This window comes from Streptomyces sp. Tu 3180, from assembly GCF_009852415.1.
Lineage (GTDB): Bacteria > Actinomycetota > Actinomycetes > Streptomycetales > Streptomycetaceae > Streptomyces.
In genome coordinates, this window is record NZ_WOXS01000002.1 from 230,185 (window position 1) to 245,245 (window position 15,061).

Consider the following 15,061-nt stretch of genomic DNA (forward strand, 5'->3'; position numbering starts at 1 on the left):
GTGTTCGAGCATCGTCCCTTGGACGAGAGGAGCCCCGATGACCGTCGGACCAGGCGTCGGCATCGGCACCGCGCGTGCCGATGCGGAGAGCGACGCCTCAGTGATAGCGCGGTCCCGGGACGAGCCCGAGGCGTTCGCCGCGCTCTTCGACCGGCACGCCGACGCCGTGCACCGCTATGCGGCCCGCCGTCTCGGCGGCGAGGTCGCTGATGACCTTGTGGCGGAGACCTTCACCACCGCATTCCAGCAGCGGCATCGCTACGACCCGGCCCGCGGCGCGGGCGCCGACGCCCGGCCCTGGCTGTTTGGCATAGCGACCAACTTGGTCGGCCGGCATCGGCGGGCTGAGGCCCGCCGGTTCAAGGCCATGGCCCGGGTCCCGGCCCTCGCCGACCACGACGAGCCGCTGGCCGACCGGGCTGCGGACCGAGTGGTGGCGCGGGCCGTACGCCGCGAGTTGGCGGCGGCGCTGGCCGCGCTGCCCGCTCGGCACCGGGACGTGCTGCTGCTGGTGGCCTGGGGGATCTCAGCTACGGGGAGGCGGCCCAGGCCCTCGGTATCCCCGTGGGCACGGTCAGATCACGGCTGCACCGGGCTCGCAGCAAGCTGCGCGAAGCATTGGGCGGATCCGACCCGACGGCACTGCGAGAGGTATCCGACCATGAATGACGAACTCGAACTCTTGAGGGAGTGGGACGCGGACGCGACCCCGCTCACCGGGCCGGCCCGGGACCGGGCCCGGCACCAGCTGCTCAACGCGATGGCCCACGCGGACCAGCGCACCGGCACCGGCCCCAGTCGCCGCCATGCACTGCGCATCGCGGCGGCCGCGGTGGTCGCCACGGCGGTTACGGGGACGGCGGTGCTGCTCGGCACGGACGGCTCCGGCGAGGGCGGCGCACCGGACACGAGCACCCCGCGGGTGGAGAACGCCGCCGCGACGGTGCTGAACGGGGCGGCGGCGTGGGAGCGCGAGCAGGAGAAGGAGCCGGTGGCGCCGCGCGACGACCAGTTCATCTACTCGAAGCGGATCATCAAGGAGACGGAGCAGAAGACCGGCAAGGTCAAGACCTACACAGATGAGATGTGGGACTCGGTGGACGTCTCCAAGCCCTCCTTGACCATGGAACTGGGCCGCGAGATGTGGGAGGAGCCCGCGGGGAAGGGCGGCGGGGTGTGGCCACCCCGGAAGTGGAGCGAGCTGAAGAAGCTGCCCCAAGACCCGGAGAAGCTCATCTCGGCCATCATCTCCCTCGGCGGGTCCGACGACCGGTCGATCAGCGATCTCGACAAGCTCAACCGGTTCGAGGCCTACTGGCTGCTCGGCGAACTCCTGAAGAACCCGGTGCTGCCCCAGGGACTGCGTCCTGCGGCGTACGAGGCGCTGGCCCTTGTGCCCGGCGTCAAGACGATCCCGGGAGTGAAGGACTCCGCCGGGCGGACCGGGGTGGGGATCGCCCATACCGAGCGCGGGTCCTACGAAGGCAAGTACCTGATCTTCGACCCGGCGTCGTATGAATTCCTGGGCTTCCGCGACGAGCGGATCTCGGCTTCTGGGAAGAAGAAGTACATCCAGCTGTCGCACGTAGTGGACTGGGGGATCGTCGACCGGGTGAAGCAGCGCCCGTAGGCCGCTGTCCCGCGGCCGGGACCCGCAGGGCCGCTGGCACCGGCAGATGGTCGCCGGCGGCCCTGAGGTTTGCCTCCGGGAGGTCAGTGGGGATGCCGCAGCCGAGGACCTCGCCGCCCGGCGTCGCGAGCGCCACGTCGATACGGCGGTCCGAGGTTGGAACGGCATGTCGCTGACGCTGTCAGGGACAAAGAGCCCCAGCTCAGCACGGCAAGAGAACGCGAGAGGTCCAGATAACGGCCTGCTCGTCAGTCAGGAATTCCACCGGCACGCGGTGAACGTAGCCACGCCACGAGCCCGTTCAGCGGGCTTGCCCGAACCGCCCCACGACCGCCGATCTCTGTGCTAAAGGGCGTCTGAAAAGCCTGTCAGCGGGCAAGTCCCTAGTAGCGGGGTGGTGACGCACTTTCGGGGGCTGGGGTGTGCGGGCTGCGTACCCGTTACTCAACGGATCTGTCCGATCAGGAGTGGGAGATCCTCTGTCCGCTGATTCCGGCGGTCAAGCCTGGTGGGCGACCGGCGAAGCACGCGCGGCGGGAGATCCTCAACGCGTTGGCGTACTGGCTGCGGGCCGGCTGTGCCTGGAGACTCCTGCCGCATGACCTACCGCCGTGGCAGACGGTCTACCACTACTGGCGGCGCTGGCAGAAGGACGGCGAGCGCGACGACGTGGTCGACCGCATCGTGGTCCGGCTGCCACTGCGGATCACTCGGAATGATCGACAGGACGTCATCGCTCATAGCCTCCCCACCTCGTCAGACCACTGACCACCGCACCGTCGAGACGAGACGCTATCGATCGAACGTTTCGGCACTGCACCCGTTCTGGACCTGACGCACCCGACACGGAGCAGGGGGCTCTCAGAACTCGGCAACATTCCAGCACCAGCCCAGCGTCAGTCGCTGCCGGAACCCACCGACGTCCGCTCTTGCCTCTCACCTACGCAGCCAGAGCGGTAGTGCCCCACCCCGCCCCAGGTCGGCGGGTCCGCGGCAGGCACACTCCGCCCCCAGTCCGGGCTGCCTGACCCGGGAGGCGTTCGGATGGCTGCCGGGTCGCCCGAACGCCCCCGTAGGACGAGCGCGTCAGCGACTGCGCCGGGCCGCAGCCGCTCGTCCTCGACGCGGTGGACGGCCGCACGAGTCCTCGCGGAAACGCCCCGGATCCGCCGGCACCACAAGGTGTCTGCGAGGCCGCCACCGTCCGGGCACGGACGGCCTTCGGGCGCCTGCGCGGCATCGCCCCTCCTGATCGGCGTGCCGTCACCCTGTCAGGAACGCCGTCGGGACCGGCGCAAGATGACTGGTGCGATCGTCCGGAAGCGGATCGCCGCTCCGTGCCGACGGCCGGTCGGGCACCCCGGCCCGGAGGGGAACCGGGAGTTCGTCTTCCCGTCACCGGGCAACGCCTGTCAGCACGTTGTCCTCGGCGATCCCGGGGTAGCGTCCCCGGCATGGACTCTCACACCACCGTTGAGCGCGCTCAACGCCTCAAGCAGCTGCACGCCCAGTACAAGCCGCTCGTACTGCCGACCGTCTGGGACGTCTGGTCCGCGCGCACGGCCGTCGCCGCCGGGTTCCCCGCCCTGACGGTAGGCAGCCATCCCCTCGCCGACTCCCGGGGGGCCGACGACCACGAAGGACAGACCTTCGAGGAGGTGCTCGCCGCCGTCAGGCCGATCATCGCGGCGGTCGACGTCCCCGTGTCCGTGGACCTGGAGGCCGGGTACGGGCAGAAGCCCGCGGATCTCGTCGCCGGGCTCATCGAGGCCGGCGGCGTCGGTCTCAACATCGAGGACACCGTCCACTCGGACGGTGGCCGTGTGCGCAGCACGCAGGAGCACGCGAGCTACGTCGCCGGCCTGCGCACGGCGGCCGACGACGCGGGCGTCCCGGTCTGGGTGAACGGGCGCACCGACCTCTTCATGCACGCGCAGGACGCTTCCGGCGTCCTCGACGAGGCGATCGAACGACTGCGGGCCCTGGAGGAGGCCGGCGCCGACAGTCTCTACCCGGTGGGTATCCAGGACGACGACGACCTGCTCGCGGCGGTGACCGGCGCCGTCACCGTTCCCGTGAACTCCACGGCCCATCCCGTCAGGCACGATCTTGAGCGCTTCCGCCGTCTCGGCGTGGGCCGGATCACCTACGGCCCGCTGCTGCAATTCGCCATGGCGGACACGATGAAGGACATGCTCAAGCCGTGGGCGCACTGAGGAGTTGACCGGGCGACGGGGCCGGCCGCCTGCGTCCGTCACCTCACGGCCGGGGTGACGCGCGCACTTGCGGGATTCGCTCGCACCGAACGGGGCTTCCCGGGCCGCCGTTGCCGGCCTCGACGGACGACAGCGGCCGCCCGGCCTTCGGTGCGGTGTGGTGTGGTTGTGCCATGGGCCCGGGTGCCGGGGATCTTGCGCCGGGACGGCAGCCGGGGCGTGTCCGGCCCGTGGTGGAGAGGCGTGCGACCGGGCCCGCGTGCGCGGCGGTCGCGCCCGGGCCGGGCGGGGCGCGAACGTGCGGTCCGGGGGCGCGTCCAGGGCGAGGTCGTGCTCACGGCCGCCGGGTGACGAGCCGTTGGGCCGGCCGGTTGCCCGCCGCCCGGAGAACGGGGAGCGTCGGCGAACCGGCCCTGTGCTCAGTGACCGGGACGCGTGCGGGCGGCGGGTCCTCGTGTGCCTCCGACGCGGGGCCGGCACCAGCGGGAGACCGGTACATGCCGACCGCGTACCACGGGTGCGCGGCGGACGGACCTGCCTAGAGGGCTCGCAGCCCCGGGACGGCGAGGCCCCCTGGGAAGGCGCCCTCGCCCCGGGCAGGGCAGGGCAGGAGACGGTGGCCCGTGAGGGGAAACGCCTGCCCGTCCCTGCTCACTCGACCGGGGACTGCCGGCTGCGGTCCCTGACCGCCTTCTCGATGATGCGCGCACACGTGGTGAACACTTCGACCTGATCAGGGGTCAGGTCGCGTACGGAGACCTGCTCGAGGGAGCGCCACATGCCGGCGATGGGCTCCTTCAGGGCACGGCCGGCATCGGTGAGGCGGACCACCATGACCCGCCGGTCGTGGGGAGCGGGCTCCCGGGTGAGCAGCCCTGCTTCCTGCATGCGCCGCAGGGACTTGGAGACGGTGGAGTGGTCGAGGCCGACCCGCTCCAGCAGTTCCGCCTGGGTCAGGCCATCGTGGTCGAAGAGCTGCATCAGCAGCAGTTCCTGCCCCGGGTGCAGATTCATGGCGCGCAGCATGGCGGCGGCATGGCCGCGGTGGGCGCGGGCGAGCTGGAAGATGGCGTAGCTCAACGGCCCCTCGCCCGCCGCGTCCGGCAGCTCCGGTGAGATGGTGTCTGACATTGCTGCTCCCTCGTCACACGGAGAGTGGGTGACGGATCAGTTGACGGTGAGGACGATCTTGCCTCGGTTGTGGCCCGCGTCGCTGGCCTGCTGGGCCCTGGCCGCTTCGGCGAGCGGGTAGGTGGCGCTGATCGTGGTGACCAGTGTGCCGTCCGCGGCCTGCCGGGCGAGTTCGGCGAGGCGGGCGGCGGAGCGGCGCTGGGGGCCCTCGGCGAAGACGATGCCCAGTTCGGCGGCGCGGAAGTCGGCGGTGGTGACGATCCGGTCGGTGCCGCCGCGCAGGGTGACGGAGTCCTCCAGCGCGCCCTTGCCGGCGGCGTCGAAGACGGCGTCCACCCCTTCGGGGGCGACTTCACGGACCCGCTCGACCAGGTTGTCCCCGTACACCAGCGCGGTCGCGCCGAGCGAGGCGACGTACTCCTGGTTGGCCGGTCCGGCGGTGCCGATGACGCGGGCGCCGCGGGCGACGGCCAGCTGAACGGCGATGGTGCCGAGCGCGCCGGACGCGCCATGGATCAGCAGCGTCTCGCCGGAGGCGACGCCCAGCAGGTCCAGGACCCGTTCGGCGCCGTCACCGGCCACCGGCAGGGCGACGGCGTGCTTCCAGTCCAGACCGGCCGGCCTGGGCGCGAGGACGGCCGCGGACGCCAGGGCGTACTGCGCGTAGGAGCCGGTGTCGGACCAGCCCAGCACCTCGTCCCCCACCTTCAGGTGCTCGACGCCCTCACCGTGTGGCATGGGCCGCGCGACATCACCGCCGAGCGGTCAAGCCTTGCAGCCGAACTGGGGTGATCACTGCGCTGGTCAGCCAGCAGTTCGTGCCGGGGCGGACTTGCGGGTGAGCAGGGCTCCCAGTGCGATCATCCCGAGGCCGAGCACGAGGTGGAGCCAGTTGTCGGCGGTGTTCAGGGGGACGAAGTTCGCGGCGCTGTCGTGGTCGATGATCATCCCGTACAGCCACAGGACCAGGTAGATGGCGCCGCCGGCCAGAAGGTACAGGCGCGCCTTCGCAGCGGTGCGCGCGAGTGCCACTCCGGCGACACCGAAGGCCAGATGTACGAGATTGTGCAGGATGGACACCTGGAAGATGCCCAGCAGCTTGGCCTCGGAGTGGTGCGCGGCGAACTTCATGGTGTCGTAGTTCGTGGTGATGCCCGGGATGAAGCCGAGGACACCGACCAGGAGGAAGACCACTCCTACGACCAGGGCGGCCTGCTGGACCGGTGTGCGGGCAGTGCGGGCGGCACGTGCATGTGTGGACATGACATCTCCCTGATCGGGCCTGTCGGCGAACTCGGCGGCTCAGTCCGCCATAGCCTTTTCCGAGTGCCCCCAGTCGCCACCAGACATGTCACAGCAGCACCATGCGCGCACCAGCCACGGCCTGCGGTCGCGTCCGATCCGCCTCGCAAGACGGCATCAGGCCATCAGATGGGTCGCGGAGCGAGCCCGCTCCCACATGCCGGGCATCTGCTCGACGGGGCGCTGCTGCTCGCCGTGCAGGGCGTTGAGCACCACGAGGCATCCGGTCAGGGCCGGCACCGCCCACTGTGCGGTGGCCAGCTGCCGCCGTGCTTTGTCGAGGTCGATCGGGTGCTTGGCCGCCTTCTCGACGTCGGCGGGGTCGGTGGAGGAGGCGAGCTCGACCTTCTTGCCCAGGACGCGGGCGTAGGCGGTGGCGGCCAGGGCCACCGCGGTGACCACGGTCTTGGCCGTGGTGGAGGCGGCCACGCCCTGCTGGGTGGCGACACGGTGCGCGTTCACGGCGAGCAGCCCGCCACCGCCGAACAGGTGCGCACCGATCGCGGCGGCATTGACCGGCGCCCACTTCGCCCAGCCAGCCGAAGAGATCCGGTCTCCGGTCGCCTCCGTGCCACCTTCGTCCCGAGCCGCACCGTTGAGACCGATCGCCCCCATCAGCGATCCCCCGAACCACGCGGCCAGACCAAGATCGTGCAGACTGCGGATGGCGGTATTGCGTTCCGACATAGCGAAGCTCCTTCGCGACGGTTCGGAGGACTCGGCCGATGTAGAGGGCGACCCCCACTCACCCTCACCGAACTCCACATACCGCGCCATCACGGCAGGCCAAATGGGTGCCAATCCGACGACGATCAGGCAATCCTGCGGGCTTCATGCGGATCGGGGCAACCATCAATCCTCCGCGCTCGACGAGGGGGAACGGTCTCCCGCATCCTCCCTGCTACCGGGTGGCCCCGAGGCCGGGCGGCGGCCGGTCGCGTCCCGGCGCCTGGCACGGTCCTCTCGTCATCCGTCCCACCGGATGACTCCCGGCCGTCACGGCTGGACGTCCTGGCCGGGGCCGGGCTGCGGGTGCCGCTACTCGTGCTCCTGGCGGCGCGGGTCGGCGGCCGGGGCCGGGAGCTCCCGGTCCTCAGTGGTGCGGCGACGGGCGTCGGCTGCGCGGGGACGGCGGTGAGCCGCTCCAGGCCGGGCCGGTGTGCGCATCCACGTCACCGGGTCGGTCATATGGCCCTCCAGATATTCCTGCGGCATCACGGCCTGCTGGTGGGCATGGACGGCGGCGGCCCGTTGCGTCTGGGTGAGCGCGGCGTCCCGCCCGGGATGGTCGACATCGTGCGACGCCTCGGCGGCCCGGTCGTGGTGGTCGGTGGGCGCGGTCGTGATCGGGGTGTCGTCCCGCGCACCGGTGGTGCGGGCAGCGCGGATCGCGTTCCACGCGGTGATGCTAGCGATCTTGGCCCGCTCGTAGCGGGTGACGGCCCGCGGCGGCTTGCCGCCGGCACCGGCGATCCGCCAACAGCCGGGCCAGACGAAGCCAGCGATGTAGGTCAGCTGGTCGAAGGCCGGGCTCTCGCGGCCGGGCTGGGGAACGGTGAGCTGGCGGGAGTGGTGGGACAGGGCGCGGCCTGCGATGTAGTCGCCCAGGCCGCGCGTGAATTCCTGGCCGCGCAGAATCTCCAGCAGGTGTCGGCGGGCTTCGGCCAGGACGTGGCGGCGGGCGAAGGTGTCGCGCACAGTGAAGACGGCCTCGGCGACGTCGCCGGCGGCGAACGCGGTGTCCCCCAGCGGGCTCACCTTGAACCGGATCGCCACACCCACTGCGCGGCAGCGCTGAAGGAGACCGTCGACCACCTGCTTGCCGAACTTCCGAAGAGCGGACGCACGCCACCATGCGAGCAGCTGCTCCAACGCGCGCGGGGTCTTCTTCTCGAGGCAGGTCTCCTGCGCCGCCCACCAGGCCAGGCTCTGGCGGGCGCGCTCGCCGGGCAGCCGCCCATGCTTGTGCGCGTACTTGTAAGTGAGGCCCTTCAAAACGTCCTCGCCCCGCTGACGCGGATCGACGACCAGTCGATGAGGTCGGAGTCGACACCGGCTGTTCCCATCACCGGACGCAGGCCCTGCGTCACCTCCCGGGGCACCGTCGCCGACCCCAGCTCCTCACACACCTCCGTCATCACGAGGTGTAGAGCGTCCCGGCCGCCACGACGTGCCGGCAGAGGCGGTGGGCGTCCAGAGCACCCCACACCGGCTCACCATCGTCGCCCCCGCACTGCACGCGGTTCAGGACCAGGCAGTGGTCATGCAGGAGCGAAAAGCCCTCCCGGTTGTCGAAGTGCCGGAACGCCGTGACGACCAAGGCCGGCGTCTTCACACGCCCACGACCCGAGGACCACCGGGTCTCCACGACCGGGGTCCCGGGCGTGTGCGGATCATTGGTTCATGTCCGCGCACGCGGCGCACGGGCACGGTGCGGCTGCACCGGCGGAGCTGTGCAGGTGGGCGGGCAATCCCGCAGGCTGCACAAGACGTGCGGGTTGCACAGGCGCCGTCGGAGGGTCGGCCCTATCGCTCCGCCCGCCCGGGTGATCATTGTGCGGCATGTCCGATTGTCGGCCGGCCACGGCGCGCCAGCACCGCACCACCGGTTCCCCGAACAGCTCATAGACGCTCACCGAGGCCGACCACAGACTGGCGGCCAGGCACGAGCCGGTGTCATCGCTCAGGCCGCCGTGACGTTCTCGGCCTGCGGTCCCCTCTGTCCCTGCGTGATGTCGAAGCGGACCTTCTGGCCCTCCTGCAGCTCCCGGTAGCCGCTGCCGGCGATGGCCGAGTAGTGGACGAACACGTCAGGCCCGCCGCCGTCCTGCTCGATGAAGCCGAAGCCTTTTTCCGCGTTGAACCACTTCACCGTGCCGGTGGCCATGTCGGTCTCCTTCGTCAACGATCGGGCGGCGCAACACCGTGCCACGCGGCCGCAAGCTGGATCATCGCGGACCAACCGGGCGCTGGGAAGGAGAAACGCCCGGAGTTACACCTGGCGATAGCAGACCGGCCCCAGTACAGCCCTGAACGAGGTGGGTTGCGCGTGGTCGAGCGGCCCGTGTGGCGTCGAGGGTCAGCAGCGTGTCGGTCTCGATCAGGCGCAGCATGCTCGCGGGCTGGTGCTGAAGGCCGGTGACCAGAAGTCGGCCGTCCTCGACCAGAAGGCAGCGCAGCCCGATCAGAAGGTTCAGGTCGGCGGACACGGCTGCGGGCTCACCACACAGCTGGTCCGTGAACACGGCAGCGTCCCGCGCAGCTGGCAGCACGCCGTCAACGAAGCACTCACACCATCCGTGAGCAGGAAGGCGACGGGTTCCCAGACGGAGCGGAGGTTCAAAAGCTGGTCCTGCCGGATCCTCGTGCCTCCGGTACTCGTGGGGAGACCACTGGCACCCGCTGCTTCAGGGTGCTCTTGTACGTGTCCGACCGCTTTCCTGGGTTCGCGGCCGCTGGGCGCCGGGCGGTGGGGCGCGGGGCGGGCAGGCGACAGGGGGGGGATGCATGCCCGCCCCGCGCGCGACGGCCCGCGCGGGGGATGCGGGCGTCGCGGAGCCGCGGGTGCGGCCCATCCGGTTGCAGGGCACCGGACGACGCAAGTGTCGCACCCGTCGCCGGCGATTCTGCCCTCGCCCCGCCCGGGATTGCTGCATGCGGGACCGGCATGGACGGGGCCACGAGCGGTTGCCCCGACAGGGCCTGTGGGCGGCATCCCGGTCAGGCGCCGGCCGGCTGGAGCTGGGTCATCCACGGCCAGAAGACGGCCTGCCGTGGCGGGCGGGGCCGACCCTCGGCGACAATCCGGACACGACCCCGGTGCGCTGACCGATCACGGTCGGGGCCGGGGGCCACCCGGCCGGGCCCATGGCTGCCGTCATGGCCGCGCTTGTGGTCAGGCCGCGTCGAGCCGCCGGTGCCGCCGGTGGTTCGTGCGGCGCGAGCCTGCCTCCTGCCTGCCGCCGGGGATCAGGTGCGGGTGCCTGCGGCGGGCGTGGCGGGGTGGCTGGGCGGTGCGGGCGAGCCATTCCTCGATGCGGCTCATGGTGTACAGCAGTACGGCCATGACCGGCGAGAGCCGGCACGCGACCAGGATCACCCATCCCCCTTCACGGCCGGCGACCCGCCAACGGGTGCCCCTGCTCGGTCCGGCGACAGGATGCGGGTGTGAAAGTGCTGTGCCTGTTGTTGGAGCATTCACGCAGGGGGCGTCCCGAGGGGATGCCGCCGGGGTCGTCCAGGAGGGCGATGCCGGCGGTGATGCGCTTGCCGACCGGCTCGCGCCGCGCTTCGAAAATCTGGCAGACGGCCATGACGATCTCCAGGCCGTGCTGACCGACCCGGCCCGCGTCCGCCGCCCGGGCCACCGGCAGCACCGGATCCGAATCCCACACCCCCACCTCCACCAGGTCGCCGGTGATGCGCAGTACGCGGCGTCGGCCCGGACAGCGCCGCAGCCCTGCTCATCGCCACAGGTGACAACCCTGACCGCCTCACCAGCGAGGCATCTTTCGCTGCCTTGTGCGCCACCAGCCCGGTCGAAGCGTCCTCCGGCAGGACCCAGCGCCGCAGACTCAACCGCAGACTCAACCGCGGCGGCGACCGCCAGGCCAACGCCGCCCTCCACCGGGTCGTCCTCAGCCGCCTGCGCTGGGACGACCGCACCCGGAACCACCTGCAGCGACGCCTTGCCGAGGGCAAGACGCGCCGAGAAGTCATCCGCTGCCTCAAACGCTACATCGCACGGGAGATCCACCGGCTCCCCGCCACTCCGAGCCCCGCAGCCAGCCGCGCACATGCCGCAACCGCTACCTGACATCCACAGGGACATCAATGCCGTCGCGAAGGTTCTGGCTCAGTCCTGACACGCGAGATTTTGTGGCTGGTCCGGCAGGTAGATCGTGCGTTCCTGCGCGGTGAGGTCGCGGCGGACGGCGCGGCAGATCTTGTTGACGGTTGTAGCGGGCGGTGGCCAGCGTGCGCCCGTCCGGACTGAACGTCACCACATCCGCCTCTTCAGAACCCCTTGAGACTCTGCTGCGGATGCGTCTGTTCTCCGTATCCCACAGGTCCACCCCACGGCGGTCGCTGGCGGTGGCCAGAGTACGGCCACGCGGAGCGAACGCCATCGAGAACACCTCTCTCAGAGGGCCGGAGAGGATGGCCTCGCTTGAGCCGTTCGCCGTATCCCACAAACGTGCGGTCCGGTCGAGGCTGCCGGTGGCCAGGGTGCGGCCGTCAGGGCTGAAGGCCGCCGAGTACACGGTGTCGGTGTGCCCGGCGAGCGTGGCCAGCGTGCTTCCGCTGGCCACGTCCCACAGACGTACCGAGCTGTCGCTGCCGGTGGCCAGGGTGCGGCCGTCGGGGCTGAACGCCACCGAGACCACTACGTCGGTTCGTTTGCCGACGCTTCTGCGGAAGCGGCCGGTAGCAGCGTCCCATAACTCCGCCCCACGATCGCTGCCGGTGGCCAGGGTGCGGCCGTCCGGACTGAACACCACCGAGACCACAGCATCGCGGTGGACGGTGAGCCGGTTCCGCAGAGGCACGGTAGCGGCGGTGTGGAGACTCTCCATTGCCGGGGAAGTGGGGCTGGTGCGATAAGCGTGGATGGCCAGCAATGAGGCGAGGTCCGAGTTCGTGCCGATGAGGGCGGCGGACTGCGCGGTCAGCTGACGGGAAAGGGCGACCTTCCGAGCAGAATCGGCGGCCTGCCGTTGCTGGTCACTGTTCCGGCTCTGGTGCCATGCGATCAAACTCGCGGTAAGGGCGGGACCGAGCAGGACGGACAGGGCGGCACTGAGCCTGCGCAGGCGCCGGGTGATGAGCGCCGCTGCGCGTTCTTCCTGATCACGTGCGGTCGTGCTGGCGGTGAGGAAATCATGCTCGAGTGCGGTGAGGTCCTCGCGGGGGCTGCTGCCGAAGTGTTCCAGGGCTGTTGCCAGCCTACTTCCCCGGTACAGAGCTCCCACATCGCAACCGAGTTCCTCCCATGCCCGGGCCGCCTCGGTCAGCTTCCGGTGGACACGCAGGTGTTCGCGGTCCTGCTCGATCCAGCCACGCAGCCGGGGCCAGGCAGTCAGCAGGGCCTCGTGGGCAAGCTCGACGGTGTCCCCGTCGAGCGTGAGCAGCCGCGCCCGGGTCAGAGCCTCCAACACATCAGCGGTCTCCTGCCGACCGTGGGACTCAAGTTCTCCCCGGTCGGCGGGTCGACGGGTGTCGGGAGTGCCCTCGCCGGGGGCGACCATCCGTAGTAACAGTCGGCGGGCCACTACAGCCTGGGCTTGAGTGAACTGACGGTAGGCGTCCTCAGCGGTCTTGGCGACGGCGCCTTCCATGCCCCCCGGCGCCTTCGTAGCCGACCAGGGTCATGGTCTTGCCTCGGCGGCGGCGCCAGGTCTCCATCAGCACATGTGAGAGCAGGGGCAGCCCGCCGGGGGCGTCGGCGACTTCCTCGACAAGACGTGAGGTCAAGGCACGTTCCACGGTCAAGCCTTCGGCCGCGGCCGGTTTGACGATGATCGCTCGTAGCTCAGCCGGGCGCATCGGGCCGACCAGCAAGTTAGCGTCGCGCAGCGCGTCGGCCAGGTCACGGTGTTCGGCGCAGCGGCCGTAGAAGTCAGCGCGCACCGCGATGAGAACCCGTAACCGGCTCTCCGGCCGCTGGGCGGCCAGGAGCAGGTCGAGGAAGCGGGCACGCCCGGCCCCATCGTGGCAGAGCGTGAAGATTCCTTCGAATTGGTCGACGATCACGAACGTGTCCGCGTCCGGACTTCCTGGTCCGGTGTCTGCGGGATCGAGCACGCGGGCGTGGGTACGGGTGGGGCGCGGGCCAGGGGTGAGGATGCGGATGGCGGCCGGACGCAGGCCCGGCTCCTGGGCGTGCTGGAGAGCAGGGACAGGACCAGCGCGTAGCAGGGAGGACTTACCGCTGCCGGACGGGCCGAACACGGCCGCGAACCGCCGGCGGCGTAGTAGGTCGAGCAGGTCGGCGGTGAGCTGGTCGCGTCCAAAGAAGAGACTGCGGTCCCCAGTCTCGAACCGTGCCAACCCCTTATACGGCGACTTAGCTCGATCCCCGTCTTCCTCCGTTCTCGAGGTGGCGGCCTCGTCCACGGCTTGCTTCCACCGGGCCTCCCACTCCACCACATCACCCCCGCACGCAGCGGCATAAGCGAGGGCCACCGGCAGCGTCGGCAGTTCCTCACCGCCCGCTGCCTGCGACAGCGTCGTGATCGAATAACCGGCCTTCTGCGCCAGCACCCGATAGGTGATCCCGCCCGCCTCGGTACGCAGCTTGCGCAGCTCGAATGCGAACCGCTGCACCGGCCCCGCCCCGGATCTATGGGCACCTCGCGACGACCCGCCACGGCTCCACCTCCGTCAGCTGCCCGGCACTGGACCGACCAGCCACGCTACGGACCCCACCGCGAGCCCGGAAAGATCGCGTCCGGCCATTGTTTGGCCGTCTGACTTGCGCTGCCAAACAATGCGCCTGCCTCTGAACTCGATGTTGTGAAGCAAGCCGGCGGAACAGAGCGATGCCGTACCGAACGGCCCACGAGCACGCAAACCGCTCTCGAGAAGCCGGTTGAACTCAATAGCCAATGTGAGCAGACAGGAGTACCTCGTGCGTATCCGCAAGATCTTGGTGAGCGCAGGGATCGGAGCCGCGCTCGTCCTGGGCGGCGCAGCCGTTCCCGCCGCAGCTGCACCATCGCCATCGCCGGCATCGCAGTCCGACGTCACCGCGATGAGCTGGTCCGACACAGGCGAGCGGTTCAACCGGCTCGCCCCCTGCAACACTCGCGGCCAGTGGTACTACGACAACCACTGGAACGCCTGGGACTGGGAATGCCGCTGGAACTCCGCCAACCGGAACTATCAGCTCTGGGTCTGGTACCTCTGAGCCACCGGCCTTCGAGCGCTTCGCTGGCCGGTGTGAACGATCCGGCTCAGCACGAGGCCAGGCAGACGGTCTTCAACAGATGGCGCGTACGCATCAGATGACCGGTCCAGTCTCTTCTCCAGGCAGCGGGTCAGGACGGGCATGGGCGAGGGCAAAGGCCCGCGCAAGCCCTCCCGCCAGCGCCCGGTCGATGCAGCAGAGCCGCGCCTGCTCGTTTCGCTGGAGCAGCGGGCCCGCGTCGGCCGGGTGCGACCTCTCGGCTTAGGGTCGGTCGCAGCCTCTCACGGAGCCTCTCCCTGAATGGTGGACACGCTGATACTGGATCTCCTTGATCCGGAGGAAGCGAGAGACAACCGATGGCGTCGCCGGCCGATCCGAACGAGCGGGTCCGGCAGCTCGAGGCCAGTGAGCGCGAGCTGGCAACCGAGCGGGACATACTCCGCAAGGCGGCCAAGTATTTGGCCGGGGAAACGAGCTGGTGAGGAGCCGCTTCCAGTTCACCGACGACCACCTGGCCACCTACGAGGTGAAGCGGCTCTGCGAGGGCCTGGAGCTGAACAGGTCCAGCTACTACAAGTGGCTGGCAGGCAGGCCAGAGCTGCCCAGCAGCACCGGGACCGGGTCCTGGCGGAGCGCGACCATCATGACCCTCGCCCAGGGCGGGATCCTCATGAAGCGATGGGCCGCCAGCGGGGAAGCCTTCGCAGACCGCTACTTCCGGTGCTCGGACGGGCTCATCGCCCGCGCGGCCGGCATCAACAACATGCCCCAGGTCCTCACCGGTCTGATTCAGAACGGCGAGTTCACACGGATCCTTCAGCGTCTCGACGACTGACAGCTGCCCGGTCTGCACGTCTGGTTCTGGAGCGATCC

General features: G+C 70.1%; 15 protein-coding genes and 7 pseudogenes. 8 read left to right on the forward strand and 14 right to left on the reverse strand.

Annotation, left to right across the window (positions count from 1 at the left end; all coding sequences use genetic code 11):
• Positions 1-37 precede the first annotated feature (37 nt).
• Together GL259_RS02300 and GL259_RS02305 are read left to right on the forward strand one after the other, a co-directional pair.
• A pseudogene (locus tag GL259_RS02300) lies at positions 38-669 on the forward strand (RNA polymerase sigma factor).
• Positions 670-736: 67 nt separating this feature from the next.
• A pseudogene (locus GL259_RS02305) lies at positions 737-1,630 on the forward strand (CU044_5270 family protein); the annotation flags it as partial.
• 13 nt (positions 1,631-1,643) lie between these two features.
• On the opposite strand, the pseudogene GL259_RS38370 reads toward GL259_RS02305, so the two are convergent.
• A pseudogene (locus tag GL259_RS38370) lies at positions 1,644-1,778 on the reverse strand (endonuclease); the annotation flags it as partial.
• Between the two features lie 272 nt (positions 1,779-2,050).
• On the opposite strand from GL259_RS38370, the gene GL259_RS02310 reads away from it, so the two are divergent.
• On the forward strand, positions 2,051-2,398 hold the full coding sequence (locus GL259_RS02310) for a transposase (RefSeq protein WP_208026406.1): 348 nt from the start codon (positions 2,051-2,053) through the stop codon (positions 2,396-2,398).
• A gap of 686 nt (positions 2,399-3,084) precedes the next feature.
• A complete protein-coding gene (locus GL259_RS02315) occupies positions 3,085-3,846 on the forward strand; it encodes an isocitrate lyase/phosphoenolpyruvate mutase family protein (protein WP_159528739.1) in 762 nt (253 codons plus the stop codon).
• Between the two features lie 651 nt (positions 3,847-4,497).
• On the opposite strand, the gene GL259_RS02320 is transcribed toward GL259_RS02315, so the two are convergent.
• From GL259_RS02320 to GL259_RS02360, 11 genes and pseudogenes are all read right to left on the reverse strand, one after another.
• Positions 4,498-4,977 (reverse strand): MarR family transcriptional regulator, encoded by a 480-nt coding sequence (locus tag GL259_RS02320; protein ID WP_159528741.1) that lies wholly within the window; start codon positions 4,975-4,977, stop codon positions 4,498-4,500.
• 36 nt (positions 4,978-5,013) lie between these two features.
• A pseudogene (locus GL259_RS02325) lies at positions 5,014-5,706 on the reverse strand (NADP-dependent oxidoreductase); the annotation flags it as partial.
• 75 nt (positions 5,707-5,781) lie between these two features.
• On the reverse strand, positions 5,782-6,240 hold the full coding sequence (locus GL259_RS02330; protein ID WP_159528743.1) for a DUF4383 domain-containing protein: 459 nt from the start codon (positions 6,238-6,240) through the stop codon (positions 5,782-5,784).
• Positions 6,241-6,396: 156 nt separating this feature from the next.
• Complete coding sequence (locus GL259_RS02335) at positions 6,397-6,966, reverse strand: hypothetical protein (RefSeq protein WP_159528745.1); 570 nt, start codon at positions 6,964-6,966, stop codon at positions 6,397-6,399.
• Between the two features lie 351 nt (positions 6,967-7,317).
• The gene (locus GL259_RS02340) at positions 7,318-8,274 is read right to left on the reverse strand and encodes a hypothetical protein (protein WP_243762208.1); all 957 of its coding nucleotides are present in this window, start codon (positions 8,272-8,274) and stop codon (positions 7,318-7,320) included.
• Positions 8,271-8,417 carry a hypothetical protein gene (locus GL259_RS38375; protein WP_243762209.1) on the reverse strand — a complete coding sequence of 49 codons (147 nt, stop codon included), beginning with the start codon at positions 8,415-8,417 and terminating at the stop codon, positions 8,271-8,273. Before GL259_RS38375 ends, GL259_RS02340 begins: the two co-directional genes overlap by 4 nt.
• Complete coding sequence (locus GL259_RS38380) at positions 8,417-8,614, reverse strand: relaxase domain-containing protein (protein WP_243762210.1); 198 nt, start codon at positions 8,612-8,614, stop codon at positions 8,417-8,419. The genes GL259_RS38375 and GL259_RS38380 overlap by 1 nt, the downstream gene beginning before the upstream one ends.
• A gap of 348 nt (positions 8,615-8,962) precedes the next feature.
• A complete protein-coding gene (locus tag GL259_RS02345) occupies positions 8,963-9,166 on the reverse strand; it encodes a cold-shock protein (protein ID WP_159528747.1) in 204 nt (67 codons plus the stop codon).
• 61 nt (positions 9,167-9,227) lie between these two features.
• On the reverse strand, positions 9,228-9,524 hold the full coding sequence (locus GL259_RS02350) for a hypothetical protein (protein ID WP_159528749.1): 297 nt from the start codon (positions 9,522-9,524) through the stop codon (positions 9,228-9,230).
• 650 nt (positions 9,525-10,174) lie between these two features.
• Positions 10,175-10,378 (reverse strand): hypothetical protein, encoded by a 204-nt coding sequence (locus GL259_RS02355; RefSeq protein WP_159528751.1) that lies wholly within the window; start codon positions 10,376-10,378, stop codon positions 10,175-10,177.
• 103 nt (positions 10,379-10,481) lie between these two features.
• A pseudogene (locus tag GL259_RS02360) lies at positions 10,482-10,709 on the reverse strand (ATP-binding protein); the annotation flags it as partial.
• A 5-nt stretch (positions 10,710-10,714) separates the two neighbouring features.
• Here GL259_RS02360 and GL259_RS02365 point away from each other — a divergent pair.
• Positions 10,715-11,095 (forward strand): annotated as a pseudogene (locus GL259_RS02365) (transposase); the annotation flags it as partial.
• Here GL259_RS02365 and GL259_RS38385 read toward each other — a convergent pair.
• Both GL259_RS38385 and GL259_RS38390 read right to left on the reverse strand, forming a co-directional pair.
• Entirely contained in the window at positions 11,088-12,617 is a 1,530-nt protein-coding gene (locus tag GL259_RS38385; RefSeq protein WP_243762211.1) for a WD40 repeat domain-containing protein, read from the reverse strand. The pseudogene GL259_RS02365 and the gene GL259_RS38385 overlap by 8 nt on opposite strands.
• Positions 12,589-13,605: a helix-turn-helix transcriptional regulator gene (locus GL259_RS38390; protein WP_243762212.1), complete on the reverse strand. Its 1,017-nt coding sequence runs from the start codon at positions 13,603-13,605 to the stop codon at positions 12,589-12,591. Before GL259_RS38390 ends, GL259_RS38385 begins: the two co-directional genes overlap by 29 nt.
• A gap of 427 nt (positions 13,606-14,032) precedes the next feature.
• Between GL259_RS38390 and GL259_RS02375 the strand changes: the two genes are divergently transcribed.
• The 3 genes and pseudogenes from GL259_RS02375 (at position 14,033) to GL259_RS02380 (ending at position 15,023) form a co-directional block, all read left to right on the forward strand.
• Positions 14,033-14,188: a hypothetical protein gene (locus GL259_RS02375; RefSeq protein WP_159528753.1), complete on the forward strand. Its 156-nt coding sequence runs from the start codon at positions 14,033-14,035 to the stop codon at positions 14,186-14,188.
• A 362-nt stretch (positions 14,189-14,550) separates the two neighbouring features.
• A pseudogene (locus tag GL259_RS38395) lies at positions 14,551-14,768 on the forward strand (IS3 family transposase); the annotation flags it as partial.
• Complete coding sequence (locus tag GL259_RS02380) at positions 14,742-15,023, forward strand: hypothetical protein (protein ID WP_243762530.1); 282 nt, start codon at positions 14,742-14,744, stop codon at positions 15,021-15,023. The pseudogene GL259_RS38395 and the gene GL259_RS02380, both read left to right, overlap by 27 nt.
• Positions 15,024-15,061: the final 38 nt, after the last annotated feature.

Coding starts and splice junctions, on each gene's coding strand:
- GL259_RS02315 (WP_159528739.1), top strand. CDS start 3,085: ATGGACTCTCACACCACCGTTGAGCGCGCTCAACGCCTCAAGCAGCTG.
- GL259_RS02320 (WP_159528741.1), bottom strand. CDS start 4,977: ATGTCAGACACCATCTCACCGGAGCTGCCGGACGCGGCGGGCGAGGGG.
- GL259_RS02330 (WP_159528743.1), bottom strand. CDS start 6,240: ATGTCCACACATGCACGTGCCGCCCGCACTGCCCGCACACCGGTCCAG.
- GL259_RS02335 (WP_159528745.1), bottom strand. CDS start 6,966: ATGTCGGAACGCAATACCGCCATCCGCAGTCTGCACGATCTTGGTCTG.
- GL259_RS38375 (WP_243762209.1), bottom strand. CDS start 8,417: ATGACGGAGGTGTGTGAGGAGCTGGGGTCGGCGACGGTGCCCCGGGAG.
- GL259_RS02345 (WP_159528747.1), bottom strand. CDS start 9,166: ATGGCCACCGGCACGGTGAAGTGGTTCAACGCGGAAAAAGGCTTCGGC.
- GL259_RS38385 (WP_243762211.1), bottom strand. CDS start 12,617: ATGGAAGGCGCCGTCGCCAAGACCGCTGAGGACGCCTACCGTCAGTTC.
- GL259_RS02375 (WP_159528753.1), top strand. CDS start 14,033: ATGAGCTGGTCCGACACAGGCGAGCGGTTCAACCGGCTCGCCCCCTGC.